This is a genomic window from Novosphingobium guangzhouense, assembly GCF_002896965.1.
In the GTDB taxonomy this organism is placed as follows: Bacteria; Pseudomonadota; Alphaproteobacteria; order Sphingomonadales; family Sphingomonadaceae; genus Novosphingobium; species Novosphingobium guangzhouense.
In genome coordinates this window covers 140021-157655 of the sequence record NZ_LYMM01000084.1, presented here as the reverse complement: position 1 = coordinate 157655, position 17635 = coordinate 140021, and the positions used below count along the sequence as shown (strand labels likewise).

Below are 17635 nucleotides of genomic sequence, written 5' to 3'. Positions count from 1 at the left end.
CAGGATGGGTTCGTGTCAATTCTTGACGGAAGGCGTCTTGCGGTAGTCAAGCGAAGGCGCCTTGTCCCCGAGCAGGGAACGATAGACGAAATCTGGCCCGCGCCGCTCATCCAGTTCTTTCCTGGCAGCGGCCAGCGTGTCCGGGCTCTGGAACAACTGCGCCGCCGTCAGCGCCAGGGTCTTGGCGGCGACTTCCGCGCCTTTGGTGCCGACGCTGTTCCCGCTGGCAGCAACCGCCTGCCAGCTGTGGGGCGGCGTTCCGGGAGCCCAGGTGCCGGCGGACATGCCCGCCGTGGGCGTGGTATAGCTTACATCGCCGACGTCAGTGGAAGCCGACATGATCTCTCCGCTGGAATAGGGCTCCACCCCGGTAGTGCGCTTGCGGCCGCCCTTGGGTAGCGTCATCTCGATCTTGTCGATGAAAGCCTGTTCCTGCGCGGTATAGGTTGGCAAAGGCACCTGCTTGAGATTGTCGTACATGATCCGGCCCAGCGTATCGTTGGGAAGCAGGTCGAAGGTGCCGCCGATCTAGTTGTATTCGACTGTCGTGCCGGTGCCCAACGCGGCACCTTCGGCGGCCTTCTTCACCCGCTCCATGATATCGGCCACCTGCTGCTGATCCGGGTGGCGCACGTAGTAGTAGACCTCTGCCGTATCGGGCACGACGTTAGGTGCCTTGCCGCCATCGGTGATGACGTAGTGGATGCGCGTTTCCTGCGGCACGTGCTCACGCATCATGTTGACCATGTTGTCCATAGCCTCGACGCCATCCAGTGCCGAACGGCCGCGCTCCGGCGCGGCGGCGGCGTGAGAGGCAAGGCCGTTGAAGCGGAACTTGGCACTTACATTGGCAAGCGCGTGGCCCTGCATGGCGCTGTATCCGTCACCCGCATGCCAGTGCAGCATCGCGGAAACGTCCTTGGTCAGCCCCGAGCGGACGAGGAAGACCTTGCCCGAGCCCCCTTCTTCGGCAGGCGCGCCGTAGACGCGCAGTTCGCCCTTGATGCCGTGGGCGACCATCCAGTTCTTCGTGGCGATGGCAGCAGCAACCGAGGCGGCACCGAACAGATTGTGGCCGCAGGCATGACCGGCGATACCGTCGATGACATGGCGCTCCGGCTCAGCCGCCTGCGCAAGCCCCGGAAGTGCGTCTTATTCGGCAAGGATGCCGATGACCGGGCCTTCCCCGGTCCTGACGCTAGCGACGAATGCGGTGGGCATTCCGGCAACACCGGCGGTTACCTTGAAGCCCGCTGCCTTGAGATCCTTTTGGAGAAGCCCGGAACTTTTCGTCTCCTGAAAGCCCACTTCGGCCCATGACCAGATCTGCAGCGCGTTGCGGGCCATGGCGGGCGCGCCGCGATCGACTTCGGCAAGGATCGCGGTGCGATCGGCATCGGCCAGCGGCTCGGCAAGCACCGGAGTGGAAGTGAGTGCGGACAGGGAAAGCAGGGCGGTACGAAGACGGGATTTCATCGGGCTACATCCTCATCGAAAGGTCGTATCGAAAGAATACCAGACCACCAGTGGCAGACGGTTCTCATCACTGATCGCCCGGCGCTGGCCGCGCATAACCAGCAACGGCGTGGCGCTGCTGGTCTGGCCGGTAGCAACGAAGCCAGCGGTCATTCGTGCCAGATCGGCAAGGGTTCGTACCGCTCCGCCTTCAAGCGCGGACGCATCAAGGTGACTCACCAGTACGGGCACGTCGAGATCCAGTTCAGGACGGCGGCGGGCGGAAACGAGGATATCAGGGGCTTCTGCCGCCGCAGCAGCACTTTGGCCTGATGGCTGGCGCGTTCTCTCGGGCGCTCTGGAAATTAGATAGACTCCGGGCGCCACCGCGCGGACGGCCAGCCCCAGGCCCTGCGTCATGCGGGAAAGAGCCTCCTTTACGGACATGCGTCCCCGCACCGCCCGCGTGTGACGCCGCTCCTCTCCCGGAACGTTCAGGAGGACTTCGACTGCAGTTTGCCGCCCCAGAGCTGCAATCGCGACCGATAGTGGCTGAGCTGGCACATTGATGACAGATGAGGCTTCGCGTGCGAACGTGTCTGATGCAGTGATAACTGCGATCGCACCGATGGCGATCCCGATGCAAGCACGCACCCCGACGTTTTCCTGGCGATTATCAGTGAGTTTTCCCTGGTCCGCCGTGGCTATAGGTGTTGGCGCTTCTCTTCAAGCGAAAGCTGCGGCCCTGATCCATGAGCAACTTGGCGTGTTGCGATATTCAGGTGGCCACTGCGCCAGTAGCCACCTGCCCACGATCAGGCCTGACCTTGCTGCATCGCTCAGAACTGCACGCCCCGCCGCCTCTTTTCTGTTCGTTCGAAGTTGTCCCGTCAAACGCTAAGCCATTGAGCAATAATAGGATGTTTTACCGAGGAAGCGCCCAACAGCCCAGCTTCCCCGCACGATCCGGTGTTGTTGTAGAATATGCCGATCTTGCAAAGCCCTGCGCTTCCGGGGTTGCCGCCAAGGTTGACCGCGAAGCCGCGCTCCACCGCACAACCAAATGCAAGGAGACAAACTCGACGTTTACATGCCCGGATGAACGAAATTCATCCAGGCGGGCCATTCTGTAATTGCGGTTCTCGGCTGAAAAGACGTAGTTGTCAGTTCGCCAGCATTGCTTCTTCCCATCTGCAGGCATCCATCAATGGCAGCGGATCGACCGGCACCTGCAGATTTTCGCGCAGAGTGCTCCCCTCGTACTCGGTGCGGAACAGTCTGCGCCGCTGCAGTTCGGGAATGACGTATGCGATGAATTCCTCGAACGATACCGGATTGACGGCAGGCATGATGTTGAACCCGTCGCACGCGCCCTCCTCGAACCAGTATTGCAGTTCGTCGGAAACATCCCTGACCGTCCCGATCACGGCGAAATGTGCGTTGGAGGCGGAAGAACGGATCAGCACCTCCCGCAATGTCAGACCCTCGCGCTTTGCGGCCTCAACGTGATGCCGCCCCCGGCTGACGATGGATTCGGGCGGGACGTCGGGGAATGGTGCGTCGAGATCGTGTCCGCTCAGATCATGGGCTTTCAGCGCCAGCTGAAGCCTTGCCTGTGCGGCGCGCAGATCGATGCGGGTGTCGAGTTCCGCCCATTTGTCCCGCGCTTCCTCGCGCGTTTCCCCCACCACCACAAGCGCGCCGGGCATGACCTTGACGTGATCCGGGTTACGTCCCCAGGCAGCCGCACGGCGGCGGATGTCGTCGCGAAACGCCTTTGCCTGCTCGAACGTCGATTGCGCCGTAAAGATGGCTTCCGCGACGCGCGAGGCCATCGCGCGCCCTTCCTCGGACTGGCCCGCCTGGATCAGCAGCGGTCGCCCCTGCTCCGAAGCGACGCCCTTCAACGGCCCCCGCACCCGATAATACCTGCCTACGTGGTTGATGAGGTGGATGCGGTCAAGATCCTTGTAGGCACCGCCCTCCTTATCTCGCGGGTAAGCTCCAGGCTCCACGCTCCCCCAGAGCTTGAGCACGACGTCGACGAATTCCTCGCCCCGGTCGTAGCGCTGCTCCTGCGGCACGAAAGTCTGATCCGCATATTGGGCGGCATCGTCCGGCGAAATGCCGGTGACAATGTTCCAGCCGACCCGGCCTCCGCTGATCCGATCCAACGAGAGGATTTCGCGCGCGGCATCGTAGGGCGGGCGATACGACGTTGCGATCGTCGCTGCGAGGCCCAGATGCGTAGTATGCGCCGACAAGGCCGCCAGCAGGGTCATCGGCTCGAAATTGTCGCCGCCGCTGATGGACCGGAATACCTCCGGGTTTTGCGCATCGCTGGGCGAGGCGGTGTCGGCGATGAACATCATGTCGAACTTCGCGGCCTCCAGCTTGCGCGCAAGTTCGACCCAGCGAGAAAAGTCATGACCGAACGCATTGTCCGCGTCCGGATGGCGCCATCCCGCCTGATGATAGCTCCCCCCGCAGAAGGCACCCAGCTTCATGTGTCCGTTGTTGCTCTTCATATCGAAACCGCTCCCGATCAATATGACCGGACTAGGCCGATTCCACCCAAATGATCCAACACAGGCACAGTGCCGGACGTCCAACCGCACCTGCAATTCGTCTGCGGACGTGCCGCCGATCTTCAATCCAGCGGTCGTACCATATCATCGAAACTGATCGTCGAGCGGATTTCCAGCGTCTCAGGTCCGATCGACATCGGGCAGCGGACACCCGGCAGCACCGCCACGTCGAACAGTTCCGTGATGACGCCTTCCAGCTTGATCCACTCGACGATGCTGCCACTGGCAAGGTCCACTATCAGAACACCGCACCACGGCTCGGCGTCACGCAGCTTCATCTCGCCATCAAGTTCGAGCCCTGCGAACGTTCCGTTGCGCGGCTTGGAAACGGTGACGAACGCATGCCCGTTATGCAGCGCCATACCGCGCAGGAAGCCGGGGCAGAAGGCGATATCAGTCTTTACGCCGGTTGCCGGATCGATGCGGATGATTTGTCCACGCCCGCTGTCAAGCGCCAGTACCGACGCGCCATCGATGCGCGGACTGTGCGGCATCGAAAGCTGGTCGGTAACGATTCGGTCGGTTTCCACGTCGATCAGCACCCCGCCTTCGTATCGTCGTTCACGCCAGCCGTTGACGATATCACTGCGGCTGACGGCCGTGACGTAGCGGGGGCGCCCATCGTGAAACGCCATTCCGTTCAGATGGCAACGATCCTCTGGCGCCAGTTTCGAGATGAAAGGGGGCTTCCAGATCGGACGGAAGCTGTGATTGAGATCCAGCGTGGCCAGGCAGCTGTACTTCGTATTGACGAAGATGACCCGCCCCGCCCGGTCGGTGCCGATTTCGTGAACGTCCACATCGCCCGTCGTCTGCGCGTTGCGCGGCACCAGCGTCATGTCAAACTGCTGGTTGGCGACTTGTCCGGGTTTCAGCATGTTCTCCAGCCGCCAGACCTGATGAAGCGAACCGAGATAAAGCCGCCCCGGCTGGTAACAGACCCCCATGGCGCGGGTGAAATTCTGCTGGTTGAACGAGATTGTGCCGTTCGCCAGCACGCCGGTCAGAAAAAGCTGCCCCGTCTGGTAGGAGGTGAAGGCGAAGCTGGCGCGATGCCGCACGAGCCAGTCCGCCAGCCCGCGCGAGACCGAGATGTTGGTCGGCCCGTTCGCCGGAGCCTTGTCTGTCTCTGTCATGATGTCCTACTTGTCGGGATGCCTCAGAACGGGATCTTGATCCCGGCCCGCCCTCCTACACCGCTATATTCTCCGCTGGCATCGAGCGTCCCTTCGATGAAGCCGCTGATGCCGCCCGGCGTCGTCACGTTCAGGCCCAGAGAGCCCTGCCCATAAGTGCCGATGCGCCGATTGCCGAGCGCCAGGGCGTAAGGGCCGGACACGAAGGTCGCACCATCCCTGCCCTTGAATTCCTTCACCGCCATGCCGCTGGCGTAGAAGGTAAGCATGTTGCCGCCGCCGATAGGTCTGGTGCCGCCGATGCGCAATCCCGCCTTGCCGCGCAGCCCGTCAGCGCGGCCATAGTCGAGCACCTGGCCAAGCGCATCAAGATCGTCGAGGCTGGTGCGCACATAGGCGATGCTTGCCAGCGGTTCAGCGAAAAATCCGGTCGATCCGAAACGCGCCCCGGCCTCTGCCTGAGCCCCGATGGCATCGCCGCCGAAGCTGGCCTTGTAGCCAGTCGATCCGCCATGCGCATCGATCCAATAATGGTCATACTTGACCAGCGCATTGGCAAAGAACCCACCCGCCTGCAGCGATGCGTAAGCACCCAGGTTAACCCCGTCATAATCGAACCGCGTGGCTTCTTTGAAGCGCAAGGAGGATGAAAGATAGCCGCCCGTCAGGCCAAAGACGACGCCGCCTTTTTCGCCCATAGTGCCGATATCGAAGCCAAGCTGGCCACCGAAGTAATCCTGCCGATAATCAAGGTCGTAGCTGCGCGTGATGCCGAACTGGCTGACAGCACGCATCTCGTCCCGTTTGTCGACGCCGCCGGACATCTGCAGCCAGAAACCTCCCGCATTTGCACCATTGGACAACCGCCCGTCACGCACAGAGGAAAGATGGGCAGTTACCGCGTCTGCCGAGCGATACCAAAGGCTCTGCGCTCCCTCCAGCGCCTTGGCCGCGCGATACGCTCCCGCGCCCGGCGTGCCAACAAGCTGATATGCAAACGTCGTCGGCCGATAAACAAGATCGAGCGCCACGAAACCGACTTCGGCAGTATCTGGCGAAAGGGTAAAGGCGGTGGGTGAGGATGCTGCACCAGCCTGTACCAGTGTCAGCCCTGGAGTGACATAGAATGTGCCGTTCAGCGCCAGCCGGATTTGCGTCGTCCCGGTCACCGTGCCCACATTCATCCGATCGGCCGTCATCACGCCCGCTTCGCTTGAGACAAGGTCCAGACCCAGCCGGCTCGCCCCCGATCCGGTAAAGGCGCCGGGCAGCGTCAACTGATCGCCTACCACTCCGTTACGCATATCGACGAGGCCCGAATTGGCGAATGTCTCCAGCCCTGTGAAGGACACGCTGACCGGCATGGTACCCGGCGCATCAACAAGCACTGTGCCGGTATTGGTGAACACGTCATAGCCCGCGCCGAAGTCGCTGCCGGCACTGGCGCGGAACAGACCAGTATTGGTGAAGCGATCATCGCCTGCCGATAGCAGCACGCGCCCGTTGATTGTCCCGGAATTGGCGATCAAGGCAGGGCCGCCCGCCACGGCAATGGCATAACCGCTGCCAGGGTTGAGCGTGCCTGCATTAGTAATTGTCGAAGTGCCCTCGACGTCGGTGTCGATGCCGTTGTTCCCCCCCGTTACCGACGATGCCGCGCCGATTACAACGGTCACATCGCCTGCCGACTGGATCGTCACCGCCGTACCCTGCGCCGCCGAAACCGCGCCCGTAAGGTTGACCTCCACATCGCCGCCAAACCCGAGCGCGGTGATCGCAGCGCTGTTCGCGCCTGTCGTACTCAGCGTACCGGCATTGATGCTGATCGTGCTGCCTGCACCGAACGCCGCCGCGCGGATCGCGTCGCTATCATCTCCGGTGGTGGAGACATTACCGGCCGTCACGCTGACGTTGCCATAACTCCCCGCCAACACACCGAGCGAATTCGTTCCTTGCGTGGCAACCGTCCCGACACTTACCGTGGCTTCCTGCGAACCATAGGCATTGATTGCCGTCGCCACTTCACCGGTAGTCGCAACCGAGCCGATGGCTACCGTCGCTGTGCCGTAGATCGTCGATACACCAATGCCTGCCGAATAATTGCCAGAAGTTGTCACTGAGCCTGAGCCCTGCACACCAACATCGTCATAACCGTCGACAATGATGCCCGCGCTGCTCTCTCCCGATGTCGCGATCGTGCCCTCGTTGACTACCACACCGGGTCCGTAGATCGCCTGCACGGTAACGCCGTTGGCGAAATCTCCACTGCTTGCGATCGCACCGGAATTCGTGACAGTTGCACCGTAATAACCGCTTGCGAAAACGCCCGTGGCGTAGTTCCCCGATGTCGTGACTGACCCGTTGATGGTGACGGCAGCCGTCCCGAACGAGCCTGTCGCCTGCACGCCGTCCGCACCGAAGTAGAAGCCGCCGTCGGTTCCGCTGGTGGACAGATCGCCGTTGACGGTGACCTGCGCATTATAGCCATAGGCTTGCACGCCGACAGCATCGTCTCCGGTCGTGGTCACGTCATTCACGGTGATCGAGGCGTCGCCCAGCAGGCTGAAGGCATAGGCACCGAACGCGCCGTCTCCCGCCGTCGAGATCGCCCCGGTCGATGCCACATCGACGTTGCCGGTCAGAGAAAGTGCGGCGATACCGTCCGACAGTGTTCCGCTGGTCGTTACCGAGCCGACGTTCACAGTCACATCGCTCCCGCCGTAGAAGCTTGCCGCATAGGCATGAATGCCCTGCGCGTATTCACCGCTCGTCGCCACCGAACCTGCGGTGACGTTGATCCCGCCGTAAAGGCTGAACGCCTCTATGGCGATCGCGCCGTCCCCGCTCGTCTGTACGGAGCCCGCTCCGCTCACGCTCACGTCGTAATAGGCGCCTGCGTAGATACCTGTCGAACCGTCCCCACTGGTGCTGATCGATCCGGTGTTGACGACGGTGGCGTCGCCCAGCAACCCCACCGCCACGATGCCCTGCGAAGTGTCGCCCTGCGTCGCGACCGTACCTGTCGCGGTGACGGCAGCGCTATAGCCTATCGCTTCCACGGCCGGCGAATTGTTGCCCACGGTCGATGCGTCATGGACCGTAATCGTGACCTCGCCTACTTGTGAATAGCCGTAGACGGCAGTTGAATTGGCACCCTGCGTGGTGACGTTGGCAACGTCGATCACGGTGCTACCGCCATAATACGACTTCACGAAGACGCCCGCCGCGTCCTCACCGCTGGTCGATACGGTGCCGGTGGAAGTAAAGCTGGCGCCGGCGGCACCGGTGCTGAACATCACAGCGCCATACGCGCCATCACCGCTTGTTCTGACATTCTCGACCGAGAGGTTAGCCATGTCGCCCTGCATCAGCACGCCCAGCGAAGCGAAGCCGGCAGTGGTGATCGTGTCAGCGGAGATATCGACCACGCCATCTGGGGCGAAGGACACTGCGGTGATGCCGTTCGAGTAATCCGCTTCGGTCGACACGACTCCAAGATCCATGCCGACCGAACCGCCGTAGGCCCGCGCCTCGATCGCGGTGGAGCCGTAGCTATAGAAACTGCCGCCTGTTGTGTGGACTTCATCCGCCGTGATCGCAATATCGCCATGCCCGGCATAGGCATTGATGCCGCCGACATAGTATCCCGAGGACGATACGGTACCGACGTCGATGGCCACGTCGCCACGATAGGAATTGGTGCTGATGCCCATCCCGCTGTTGCCCGTCACCACGATGGTGTTGGCGGTGATGGTGATGTCGCCTTCGTTGGAGTTGGCGTTGATCCCGCCCGAGGCGCGCCCATTGGCGACGATGCTGTCAGTGTTGATCGTAAGATCGCCATAATTGGTGAGCCCCAACGCACCCAGCGCCCCCGTGCCGCTCACCTCGATCGTCGTATTGTTGCCGCCGTCCAGAGTCACCGAGCCATCGTTGAAGCCGATCACCGCCACACCCGGCACGCTGCTGGTGGGCGCGATGCGCACCCCCGACTCCAGCACGACCGTCAGGTCAAGCACCGGCGCGGACGGATCGAGGCCGGGGTCAAGCGCCGGATCGGCAGCAGGCGCCGAATATTCGATCCCATCGGGATAAGGATTTCCAGCCTGCGCGCAGATCACTACGCCATCTTCCGGCGACCCACAGGCATGCTGTGCTTGCGCAGGCGCGGCAAGGCCAACGGCCATGCTTGCCAGAGCGGATCCGAGAAACAGATTGGTAGCCTGCCGATGTGACGACCTGCCCAGCAACGCAACGCGCTTATCCATTTTGGTGCCCCTCAATATGGATAAGTACGTAGACTACGAAAGTATCTCAATAAGGCAAGTACGTATGCGATAAGCAGAGTAGAACTACATATCGACTCTGCACTCACCGCAAATGGCCGGGATTATCGCCACGAAACAAAGGTCGCATGTCATTGATGATATTGCGTAAGGTGGTATTTTTGGCGCTCGACAATTCGCGGCCGGAACGACAGGCCCCATGCGCAAGGCCCTTCAAGGCAATGAGACCTCGTTCAGCGATCGAGGAAGCGGTCAGCACCGACCTTGATCCGCCCTGAAAGAAGCCAGGAATTCAGTTAGCGCAGCGCTTCAAAATCCTATACCAAACGCCGATGACAGATTTGTCCGTACATTCAACCGATGCTGACCTGGTGCACGCCTTTGTCAGCCAGTTCATGCTTGAACGTAAGGACACTGACCTGTTCATCGCACCTCCCATTCCCGGAGCAACAGGGCGAACGTTCGGCGGCCATTTGGTGGCGCAGGCTTTCAACGCTGCCCAACATACGGTCGAAGGCAAGTCCGCGCATAACCTGCACGCCCATTTCCTGCGCCCCGGACGCGAGGCAGAACCGCTTGCATTGCGGGTCGATCGAGAGTTCGATGGTGGCAGCTTCGCGATGCGCCGCGTCGTAGTGGAGCAAAACGACGTGCGCCTGCTCAGCCTCACCGCCTCATTCCACAAGAGCGAAGACGGCCTTGAGCATGCCACGGCGATGCCGATAGTACCCGCCCCGGAAGAGGTGTTGCCGCTTGACGCACTCGCCAAGACTTACGGCAACAGCATTGATGACGTGGCGCGCGCATATCTGGAACGCCGATCGGCGTTCGAGATGCGCCCGATCGGCTACCCCTCATTTCTGCAACAAGGGAAGGACGAACCGGTTTCGCGCACATGGTTTCGCCTGCGCGCACCCGTAATGGCGGATGACACGGTACAACGGGCGATGCTTGCCTATGTGTCGGATTATGCCTTGCTCAGTTCCGCGCTGATCCCGCACGGCATCAACATGTTCGAAACCAGCATGCAAACCGCCAGCCTTGACCATGCGGTCTGGTTCCATGGAGAACCCACGTTGAACGACTGGCTGCTCTACGCAACCGAAAGCAACTGGGCCGGACGTGGCCGAGGCCGGGCGTCCGGCTCGATCTACACCCGCGACGGCCGACTGATCGCCAGCACCGTGCAGGAAGGCCTCATCCGCCTGCGGCCGGACCGTCCCGCAGGCGGAACGGTCCCTCACACACCCTGACGGTTCAGGCAGGCACGCCGTAACTCTCGGCCGCCGCCAGAACCAGGTTCGCACGATCGACGATCGGTTTGTCGATCAGTTTGCCGTCAACCGCCACCGCGCCATGCCCGCCCGAAAGCGCCGCTACCACGCGGCGCGCCCAGTCTACCGAGGCCGCGCTGGGCGAGAATGCCGCGTTGACCGACGCAACCTGGCGCGGGTGCACGCAAAGCTTGCCGCCAAAGCCGAACCGCCGCGCGCGTGCCGCGTCGTCAATCAGTTGCCCCTCGTCGGACAAATCCGTGGAAACGCCATCCACGGGGGCCTGCAAGCCCACAGCCACCGAATGTAGCACCATTTGCGTACGAATCGCGTCAATCTCCTCACGGTCGCCGTCGATCCCGGCATCGACCTGGAAATCGACGGTGCCAAAATGCAGCCGCACCAGCCCCTCGGCCGCACAAAGGCCCGGAAGGCCAAGCGCGCCGCGCACTGTCTCCACCAGCCCGTGCAGCGGCACCCCGGCAGCCCGCATAGCGGCGAAATCGTCAGCCCTTTCCGCCTTGGGCAGCATCAGGCCGGCAAGGCCCGGCAGACCGGACAGCGCCCAGACATCGTCCTCATGCCATTGCGATCCCACGCTGTTCACGCGCACCACGAAGCGCGGTGCGGAAAGCATCGCCAGGGCCTGATAGACAGTGTCGCGGGCCTCCGTTTTTCGCTCGGGCAGGATAGCGTCCTCCAGATCGACAACTACCATGTCCGCCCCGCTGGCGGCAGCCTTTTCGAAACGCTCGGGCCGGTCGCCGGGAACGAACAGGATGGAACGGGCGGGCAACGACATGAAAGGTCCTCTCAGGTTAGGTTGCCGCGATCGTCGCGGCGGAAAGTCTGCGAGTAGGAATAACGGTCGGCGGGATGAGTGCTGACGGCCATTTCAACCACCTCCCCGCGTCGGTTGTAGTAAGTTCTGGTTACGCGCAGGGCGGGCGTCCCGCGCTTTACTCCCAGCCGCTCGGCCGAGGCGGCGTTGACGGCGATACCTTCGATGGTCTGTCGCACTTCGACGATCTGTTCCCCGAACTGCTGTTCGATGCGGGTATAGATCGGCGTGTGATCTTCGCCTTCCCGTAGCGCTACACCTCGAAAAGCGGGGTGTATGTAAATCCGTGACAGAGCAATGGCGACCCCGGCCTCGGTGCGACGGGTAGCGTCGAGAATCAACCATGCCTCGCCCGGCCGCGCCTGCAATGCATCCACCAGGTCGCCCGTCACCTCTGCCACTTCACGTCCATGCAGGTCGAGCCGCGTTTCGGACGTAAAGCGATGAAGGTCGGTCAGCCCTTCGATCACTTGCACATAGCCGCTCTGCTGGCGCGGACCCACAACGCGCGTGCCGACACCGGCCTGCCGCGTAACCATCCCCAACTGCACGAGCCGCTTGATCGCCTCGCGCACGGTGAAGCGGCTCGCCCCGAACTGCGCGCACAGCTCGAACTCGGTCGGGATGAGCGCGCCAACGGGGAACCGCCCGGACTCGATTTCTGCAATCAGGGTCTGGGCGAGTTGAAGATAGCGGGGTTGCTGCTGAAGCGGCGGCGTCATCTCATATCCTTTGGCACGCTATGTCCGATGGTCCGGACAATCTCTCCGTAGCCCAAGGATATGGCAGATGTCAGCGGATGATCTCATTTTCGCGCAAGGACGCTATTTCCGGCGCGCCGAAACCAAGCGAAGCAAGCACCTCGTCGGTATCCTGACCCAGCGCAGGCGCAGCCTTGGCCGGATGAGCCGCGCCACCCGCCCGCACCGCCGCGGCCACTCCGGGCAGCGCGCCATGCTCGGGATGAGCGAAGTCGATGATCCGGCCCTGTTCGCGCACGAAGGGGTTCTCCAGCGCTTGTCCCACGTCAAGCACAGGGGCGGCAGGCACCTTGCCCGCGAAAACCTCCATCCACTCATTGGTGGTGCGAGTAGCGAGCACGGCGTCGAGGTCTGCATTGAACGCGTCGCGGTTCTCAAGGCGCGCCTTGAAGGTCGCGTAGCGCGGGTCAGATGCCCATTCCGGCCTGCCTATCAGCGGTGCCATGGCCTGCCAGAACTTCTCCTTGTTGCACATGATGAATATCCAGCCGTCCTGCGTGGTGTAAAGTTGGCTGGGGGTCAACGACGGGTGACCCGAACGCGGTGTGCGCCCCACGGTGACGCCGCCGTTGAGATACCATTCGGCCACGTAGTTGAGATTGGACAGCGCCACATCGAACAGGCTGACGTCATAGTCACGGCCCACCCCCTGTGCCCGCGCCGAAACGACACCGGCAAGGATTGCCATGGCCGCAGTAGTGCCGGTCATGAAGTCGATGATCGAAAGGCCGAAGCGCGAGGGTGGTGCTTCCGGCTCGCCGGTCAGCGAAAGATAGCCCGCTTCTGCCTGCATAAGATAGTCGTAACCCGGCCAGTTGGCGCGGCTGCCGGTGCGGCCGTAGGCCGAAAGGTGTGCGCAGACGATGCGCGGATTGACGGCCGAAAGGCTGGCGTAATCGAGGCCCAGCTTGGCGGGAAGATCGCCGCGCAGGTTGTTGAAGACGACGTCCGCCGAAGCGACCAGACGTTCCAGCACGGCGCGGCCCTCAGCGCTCTTGAGGTCTACACCCAGGCTCTTCTTGTTGCGGTTGAACGCTTCGTAGAAGTGGCTGTCCTCCGGGCCGAAGAAGTACGGGCCGACATGACGGCCCACGTCGCCGCCGTCCTTGTGGTTCTCGATCTTGATGACCTCGGCGCCGAGGTCGGCCAGTTGCTGGGTGCCGAAGGGACCGGCGCCGTATTGTTCGACCGCGACGATGCGCAGGCCCGCCAGCGGCTGCAGGCCGGATTGCAGAGTGTCAGCCATAATTTCGGAAGCAGGGGCGTTCATGCCGGGTTCCTTGCGATGATCTGCTTGGCGATGATGATCCGCTGCAACTCGTTGGTGCCCTCACCGATGGTCAGCAGGGGGGCATCGCGGTAGAGGCGCTCGATGGGATATTCCTTGGAATAGCCATAGCCGCCGAAGATGCGCATCGCCTCGGTTGCGTTCTCAAGGCCAGCTTCGGTGGCGAAGTACTTGGCCATGCCCGCTTCCATGTCGCAGCGCTCGCCACGGTCATAGGCCATTGCCGCATTCTCGGTCAGCAGTCGCGCAGCGGTGACGCGGGTGGCCATCTCGCCCAGCTTGAGCTGGATCGCCTGATGTTCGCAGATCGGCTTGCCGAAGGTCTTGCGGGTCTGCGCGTAGGCGACGGATTCTTCGAGAGCCGCCTGCGCGATGCCAAGGCCGCGCGCGGCCACGTTGATGCGACCCAGCTCGAGACCGCCCAGCACTTGCTTCAGGCCCTTGCCCTCGACACCGCCGACAAGGCGCTCCACCGGCACACGGTAATCCTCGAAGGCCAGCGCGCAGCTGTCGATCCCCTTGTAACCCAGCTTCTCCAGCTTCTTGGAGACGACGAAGCCGGGCCCCTTTTCGGCGATCAGCAGGCTCATGCCCTTGTGGCGCGGCTCTGCTGTCGGGTCGGTCTTGACCAACAGAAGGATGCAGTTGCCCGAACCAGAGTTCGTGATCCACATCTTGTTGCCGTTGACGACGTATTCGTCACCCTCACGCCTGGCGACGGTGCGGATGTTCTGCAGGTCGGTGCCCGCATCCGGCTCAGTCAGACCAATGCCGCCGCGCAGCTCGCCCGTCGCGAATTTCGGGAGGTAATGCGCCTTCTGCTCCTCGGTGCCGCAACGCTGGACGGTCATCGCCATGATCATGTGCGAATTGATGATGCCCGAAACGGACATCCACACCGCGGAAATCTTCTCGATGATGCGCGCATAGGTCAGCGTCGAAATGCCGAAGCCGCCGAACTCCGGATCGATCATCAGGCCGAAGAAGCCCAGCTCCTTCATCTTGTCGACGATGGCCTGCGGATATTCGTCATCGTGGTCCAACTGGTGGACGTGGGGCTTCACTTCAGCCTCAAGGAACTTCTCGACAGTGTCGAGGATCATCTGTTCCTCTTCGGGCGTGGCGCCCTGGCTGGTGATCGGGCTTTCCATGTTCACGCGGGGGTTCCTTCCAGAATTTCAACGGGGGCGGCAGCGGCGAGCAAATCGCTCAGGCGCGCTGCGGGATGGTTGGCAATGTCCAGCACGGCATCGGCGATCGCGTCGGCCTGCGCAGCCGTCACGCAGCGGGCTGCGTTGTCGTGGTACTTGGCGCGGATTTCGGCATTGGAAAGCGGGCGGTCGGCCGCGCCCCGGTTGACCGCCTCGCGTTTCGTGATGCGACGGCCGCCTGTCGTCTCGACGATCACTTCGCCAGTGAAGTGCACCGGATAGTCTGTGTCGGGGTCGGCTGCGTACTCCACCTTCTGCGCCAGTCTGAGCACCTCCGGATCGGCCAGAGCCGCGCCATCCAGTTCGTCGAGCGTGAAGCGGCCCCTGAGCAGCCCTGTCGCCACGACATAGGGGATCGAAAACTGCGCATCGTAACTGGTTGCTGGCACCTTCTTGGGCGCGGCGGGCTCGCACACTATGGGGATCACCGCTTCAGGGACCAGTACCGTGACGCGGGCAATATCGCCGGCCGCCAAGCCATGCTCGGCGCAGATCGCAGCGGCCGCATCGCCAGAGGCGTGAGTCATGTGGCAGGCCGGCAGCGGCTTGACCGAGACGCTTTCGATCTCCCAATTTTCACCAAGGCCCGTACAGGCATCCGCCAGACCGGCAGGCGCACCATCGCGCAGATAGAGCGAATAGAGCCCGAAGCGTCCTTCATAAGCTGCTTTGGGGCCGACGAACCCGTGCTTGGCCATCGTCGCGGCGGTCAGCGCGGAACTGGCTGCCCAGCCGGGATGCAGACGCTTGGTCCAGGCGCCATCCTCCAGGAATTCGAGGCTGCCGCCCGTCATCGACAGGACAATCCCCTGGGCCATGCCGATCTGCTGCGCATCAAGCCCCATCAGAAGCCCCGCGCCCACTGTCGCCCCGAAGGCACCGCACAGGCTCGTTGGATGGAAGCCGTGACGGTGGAAGCCGCCGGCTGCAACGGTGGCAACTCGGGTGGAAACCTCCATGGCCACGATGTAGGCACGCAGCAGATCGGCGCCGCTCGCTCCGGCATGGTCGGCGGCGGCATGGTCGGCGGCAGCAAGGGCAGCGGGAAGGCTACTTACCGTCGCGTGGATGATGCCGCGCGAATGCGTGTCGTCGTAATCCAGGCCATGCATCAGCAACCCGTTGACCAGCGCCGCCTCGCGCGGAGCCAACGACCGTCCATGGCCAAGGACGGCCGAGCGCCCCTTCCCGAGATCCTGCGCAGCTGCAAAGGCGCGTTGTTCCCAGGTTTCGCCAAGAGCCGCGATGCCGGTGCCGATCGAATCCAGCATCAGGTGGCAGGCGCGCTCGCGTACCCGCTCCGGCACGGCGTCAAGCGTCAGACGGCTAGCGAAATCGGCGTAATTCCGGGCAATCATGTTCACTCTCCCGCAAAGCCGACAGCGTGCTTTTCCGAAGTTGCGCTCGGGTCCTGCGCTATCTCGTCAAGCGAGGCACCGCGTCCTTCGACCCGAACGGCCACCACGGCGATCATCATCAGTGCCAGAACCGTACCAACCATCATGAGAACACCCTCAAGACCGAAGTGCTCGAACAGCCAAACGGTCATGAACGGCGTCAGCATCGAACCCGCGCGGGCACACATTCCCGCAAAACCGGTGCCCCGCAGGCGATAGGCTGTGGGAAACATCTCGGGCACGTAGAGGAACAGGCCGATGGCGGTCAGCATGTAGATGCTGCTCACCAGCAGGAAGCCGGCGATCGCAAGCGGCACGGTGCCCTCGACGTTGGGGTAGATCGCCCCGAACAGGATGATGAGAAGCCCCGCAATAATCAGCGAAGCACGGCGCGAGACCTTGTCGGCGATGGCCACAGCCACCAGCGAACCGGCGATGCTGCCAAACGACATCAGCGTGGTGAAGCCCAGCGACTGCACCATCGTCTGCCCCTTGCTGACCAGGAAAGTGGGCAGCCATGCAACGAAGCCATAGACCGAGACGTTGGCGGCAATCGCCGTGAGCGTGGCGGCAGCAAGCCGTCCGCGCATGTCCGATGCGAAAAGGCGCGACAGCGGCGCATGGGCCGGAGCGGCGCTTGCAGTCTTCGGGTAAGGAGCAAGCGGTCCTTTTTCGGCTGCGATCTCTGCCTCAATCTCCTTCAGGACTGCCTCGGCCTCCTCGGCGCGGCCGATCGATTCCAGCCAGCGCGGGGATTCCGGCATGTTCTTGCGCAGGACCCAGATGCCGATGGCACCCGCTCCGGCGATTGCGAACATGTATCGCCAGCCCAGATTGGGGATGACAAGATAGCCGATCGAAGTTGCGATCAGCAGGCCCGAACCGATGATCGCGCCCAGAATCGCGCCCCAACGGCCACGATGGCTGGGCGGAATGAATTCACCCAACGTGCCTGCCGCGACGACCAGTTCCGCCCCTAGACCTAGGCCCATTATGAAGCGGCAGACGATCAAGAATGTCATCGAAGGAGAGAAAACCGCCGCGATGGATGCGAACCCGAAGAGCGCGAGGTTGAACTGATAGGAATAGCGACGCCCGAACCGATCACCCACGTAGCCAGCCATCGCGGCGCCCAGCAGCATTCCAAGGAACGTCATGGACATGAACGCTGCGGCTTGCGGCAAGGTCCCGAAACCTTCGGACTTCACTGCGGCCATCACGCCGCCTGCAAGATAGACGTCGAAAGCATCAAGGAACGCACCGGCACTGATTAGGCCAAGGATACGCCAATGGAAACGCGAGACCGGCAAGCGATCAAGCCTGGCCCCTGCATGAACGGTTCTTGGCATCAAAGTCACGTTAATCCTCTCCTTACCACCGGGCGCCTCCCGCCTCTTG

11 protein-coding genes and 1 pseudogene are annotated in these 17635 nt (G+C 62.4%); 1 reads left to right on the top strand and 11 read right to left on the bottom strand.

The genetic code is table 11. The features are described 5' to 3' along the window. Positions 1-15: 15 nt before the first annotated feature. The 5 genes and pseudogenes from A8V01_RS25195 to A8V01_RS25175 all read right to left on the bottom strand — a co-directional run bounded on the left by A8V01_RS25195 (position 16) and on the right by A8V01_RS25175 (position 9447). Positions 16-1476 (bottom strand): annotated as a pseudogene (locus A8V01_RS25195) (amidohydrolase). A gap of 12 nt (positions 1477-1488) precedes the next feature. Further along, positions 1489-1875 (bottom strand): hypothetical protein, encoded by a 387-nt coding sequence (locus tag A8V01_RS25190; RefSeq protein ID WP_103098999.1) that lies wholly within the window; start codon positions 1873-1875, stop codon positions 1489-1491. A gap of 743 nt (positions 1876-2618) precedes the next feature. Next, positions 2619-3983, bottom strand: coding sequence for an LLM class flavin-dependent oxidoreductase (locus A8V01_RS25185; protein WP_103098998.1), 1365 nt, complete (start codon positions 3981-3983; stop codon positions 2619-2621). Between the two features lie 122 nt (positions 3984-4105). Further along, entirely contained in the window at positions 4106-5179 is a 1074-nt protein-coding gene (locus A8V01_RS25180) for a TIGR03032 family protein (RefSeq protein ID WP_103098997.1), read from the bottom strand. Positions 5180-5202: 23 nt separating this feature from the next. Continuing rightward, a complete protein-coding gene (locus A8V01_RS25175) occupies positions 5203-9447 on the bottom strand; it encodes a beta strand repeat-containing protein (RefSeq protein WP_245892816.1) in 4245 nt (1414 codons plus the stop codon). Positions 9448-9836: 389 nt separating this feature from the next. Here A8V01_RS25175 and A8V01_RS25170 point away from each other — a divergent pair, with 389 nt between their 5' ends. Beyond that, entirely contained in the window at positions 9837-10718 is an 882-nt protein-coding gene (locus A8V01_RS25170) for an acyl-CoA thioesterase (RefSeq protein WP_170066066.1), read from the top strand. A 4-nt stretch (positions 10719-10722) separates the two neighbouring features. Here the strand turns inward: A8V01_RS25170 and A8V01_RS25165 are convergent, their stop codons facing one another. The 6 genes from A8V01_RS25165 to A8V01_RS25140 all read right to left on the bottom strand — a co-directional run bounded on the left by A8V01_RS25165 (position 10723) and on the right by A8V01_RS25140 (position 17586). After that, positions 10723-11541, bottom strand: a complete 819-nt coding sequence (locus tag A8V01_RS25165) for an HpcH/HpaI aldolase/citrate lyase family protein (protein ID WP_211295162.1) — start codon at positions 11539-11541, stop codon at positions 10723-10725. A gap of 11 nt (positions 11542-11552) precedes the next feature. Beyond that, positions 11553-12302 (bottom strand): GntR family transcriptional regulator, encoded by a 750-nt coding sequence (locus tag A8V01_RS25160; RefSeq protein ID WP_103098995.1) that lies wholly within the window; start codon positions 12300-12302, stop codon positions 11553-11555. 70 nt (positions 12303-12372) lie between these two features. Beyond that, entirely contained in the window at positions 12373-13611 is a 1239-nt protein-coding gene (locus A8V01_RS25155; RefSeq protein WP_103098994.1) for a CaiB/BaiF CoA transferase family protein, read from the bottom strand. After that, positions 13608-14780 carry an acyl-CoA dehydrogenase family protein gene (locus A8V01_RS25150; protein WP_103098993.1) on the bottom strand — a complete coding sequence of 391 codons (1173 nt, stop codon included), beginning with the start codon at positions 14778-14780 and terminating at the stop codon, positions 13608-13610. Before A8V01_RS25150 ends, A8V01_RS25155 begins: the two co-directional genes overlap by 4 nt. A gap of 2 nt (positions 14781-14782) precedes the next feature. Then, the gene (locus A8V01_RS25145) at positions 14783-16198 is read right to left on the bottom strand and encodes an MmgE/PrpD family protein (protein WP_103098992.1); all 1416 of its coding nucleotides are present in this window, start codon (positions 16196-16198) and stop codon (positions 14783-14785) included. A 2-nt stretch (positions 16199-16200) separates the two neighbouring features. Beyond that, positions 16201-17586, bottom strand: coding sequence for an MFS transporter (locus A8V01_RS25140; RefSeq protein ID WP_103098991.1), 1386 nt, complete (start codon positions 17584-17586; stop codon positions 16201-16203). Positions 17587-17635 lie beyond the last annotated feature (49 nt).

Bases quoted from the DNA above. Each gene is read 5' to 3' on its own strand.
- A8V01_RS25165 (WP_211295162.1), bottom strand. From the start codon at position 11,541: ATGTCGTTGCCCGCCCGTTCCATCCTGTTCGTTCCCGGCGACCGGCCC.
- A8V01_RS25150 (WP_103098993.1), bottom strand. From the start codon at position 14,780: ATGGAAAGCCCGATCACCAGCCAGGGCGCCACGCCCGAAGAGGAACAG.
- A8V01_RS25175 (WP_245892816.1), bottom strand. From the start codon at position 9,447: ATGGATAAGCGCGTTGCGTTGCTGGGCAGGTCGTCACATCGGCAGGCT.
- A8V01_RS25180 (WP_103098997.1), bottom strand. From the start codon at position 5,179: ATGACAGAGACAGACAAGGCTCCGGCGAACGGGCCGACCAACATCTCG.
- A8V01_RS25140 (WP_103098991.1), bottom strand. From the start codon at position 17,586: ATGCCAAGAACCGTTCATGCAGGGGCCAGGCTTGATCGCTTGCCGGTC.
- A8V01_RS25185 (WP_103098998.1), bottom strand. From the start codon at position 3,983: ATGAAGAGCAACAACGGACACATGAAGCTGGGTGCCTTCTGCGGGGGG.
- A8V01_RS25160 (WP_103098995.1), bottom strand. From the start codon at position 12,302: ATGACGCCGCCGCTTCAGCAGCAACCCCGCTATCTTCAACTCGCCCAG.
- A8V01_RS25145 (WP_103098992.1), bottom strand. From the start codon at position 16,198: ATGATTGCCCGGAATTACGCCGATTTCGCTAGCCGTCTGACGCTTGAC.
- A8V01_RS25190 (WP_103098999.1), bottom strand. From the start codon at position 1,875: ATGACGCAGGGCCTGGGGCTGGCCGTCCGCGCGGTGGCGCCCGGAGTC.
- A8V01_RS25155 (WP_103098994.1), bottom strand. From the start codon at position 13,611: ATGAACGCCCCTGCTTCCGAAATTATGGCTGACACTCTGCAATCCGGC.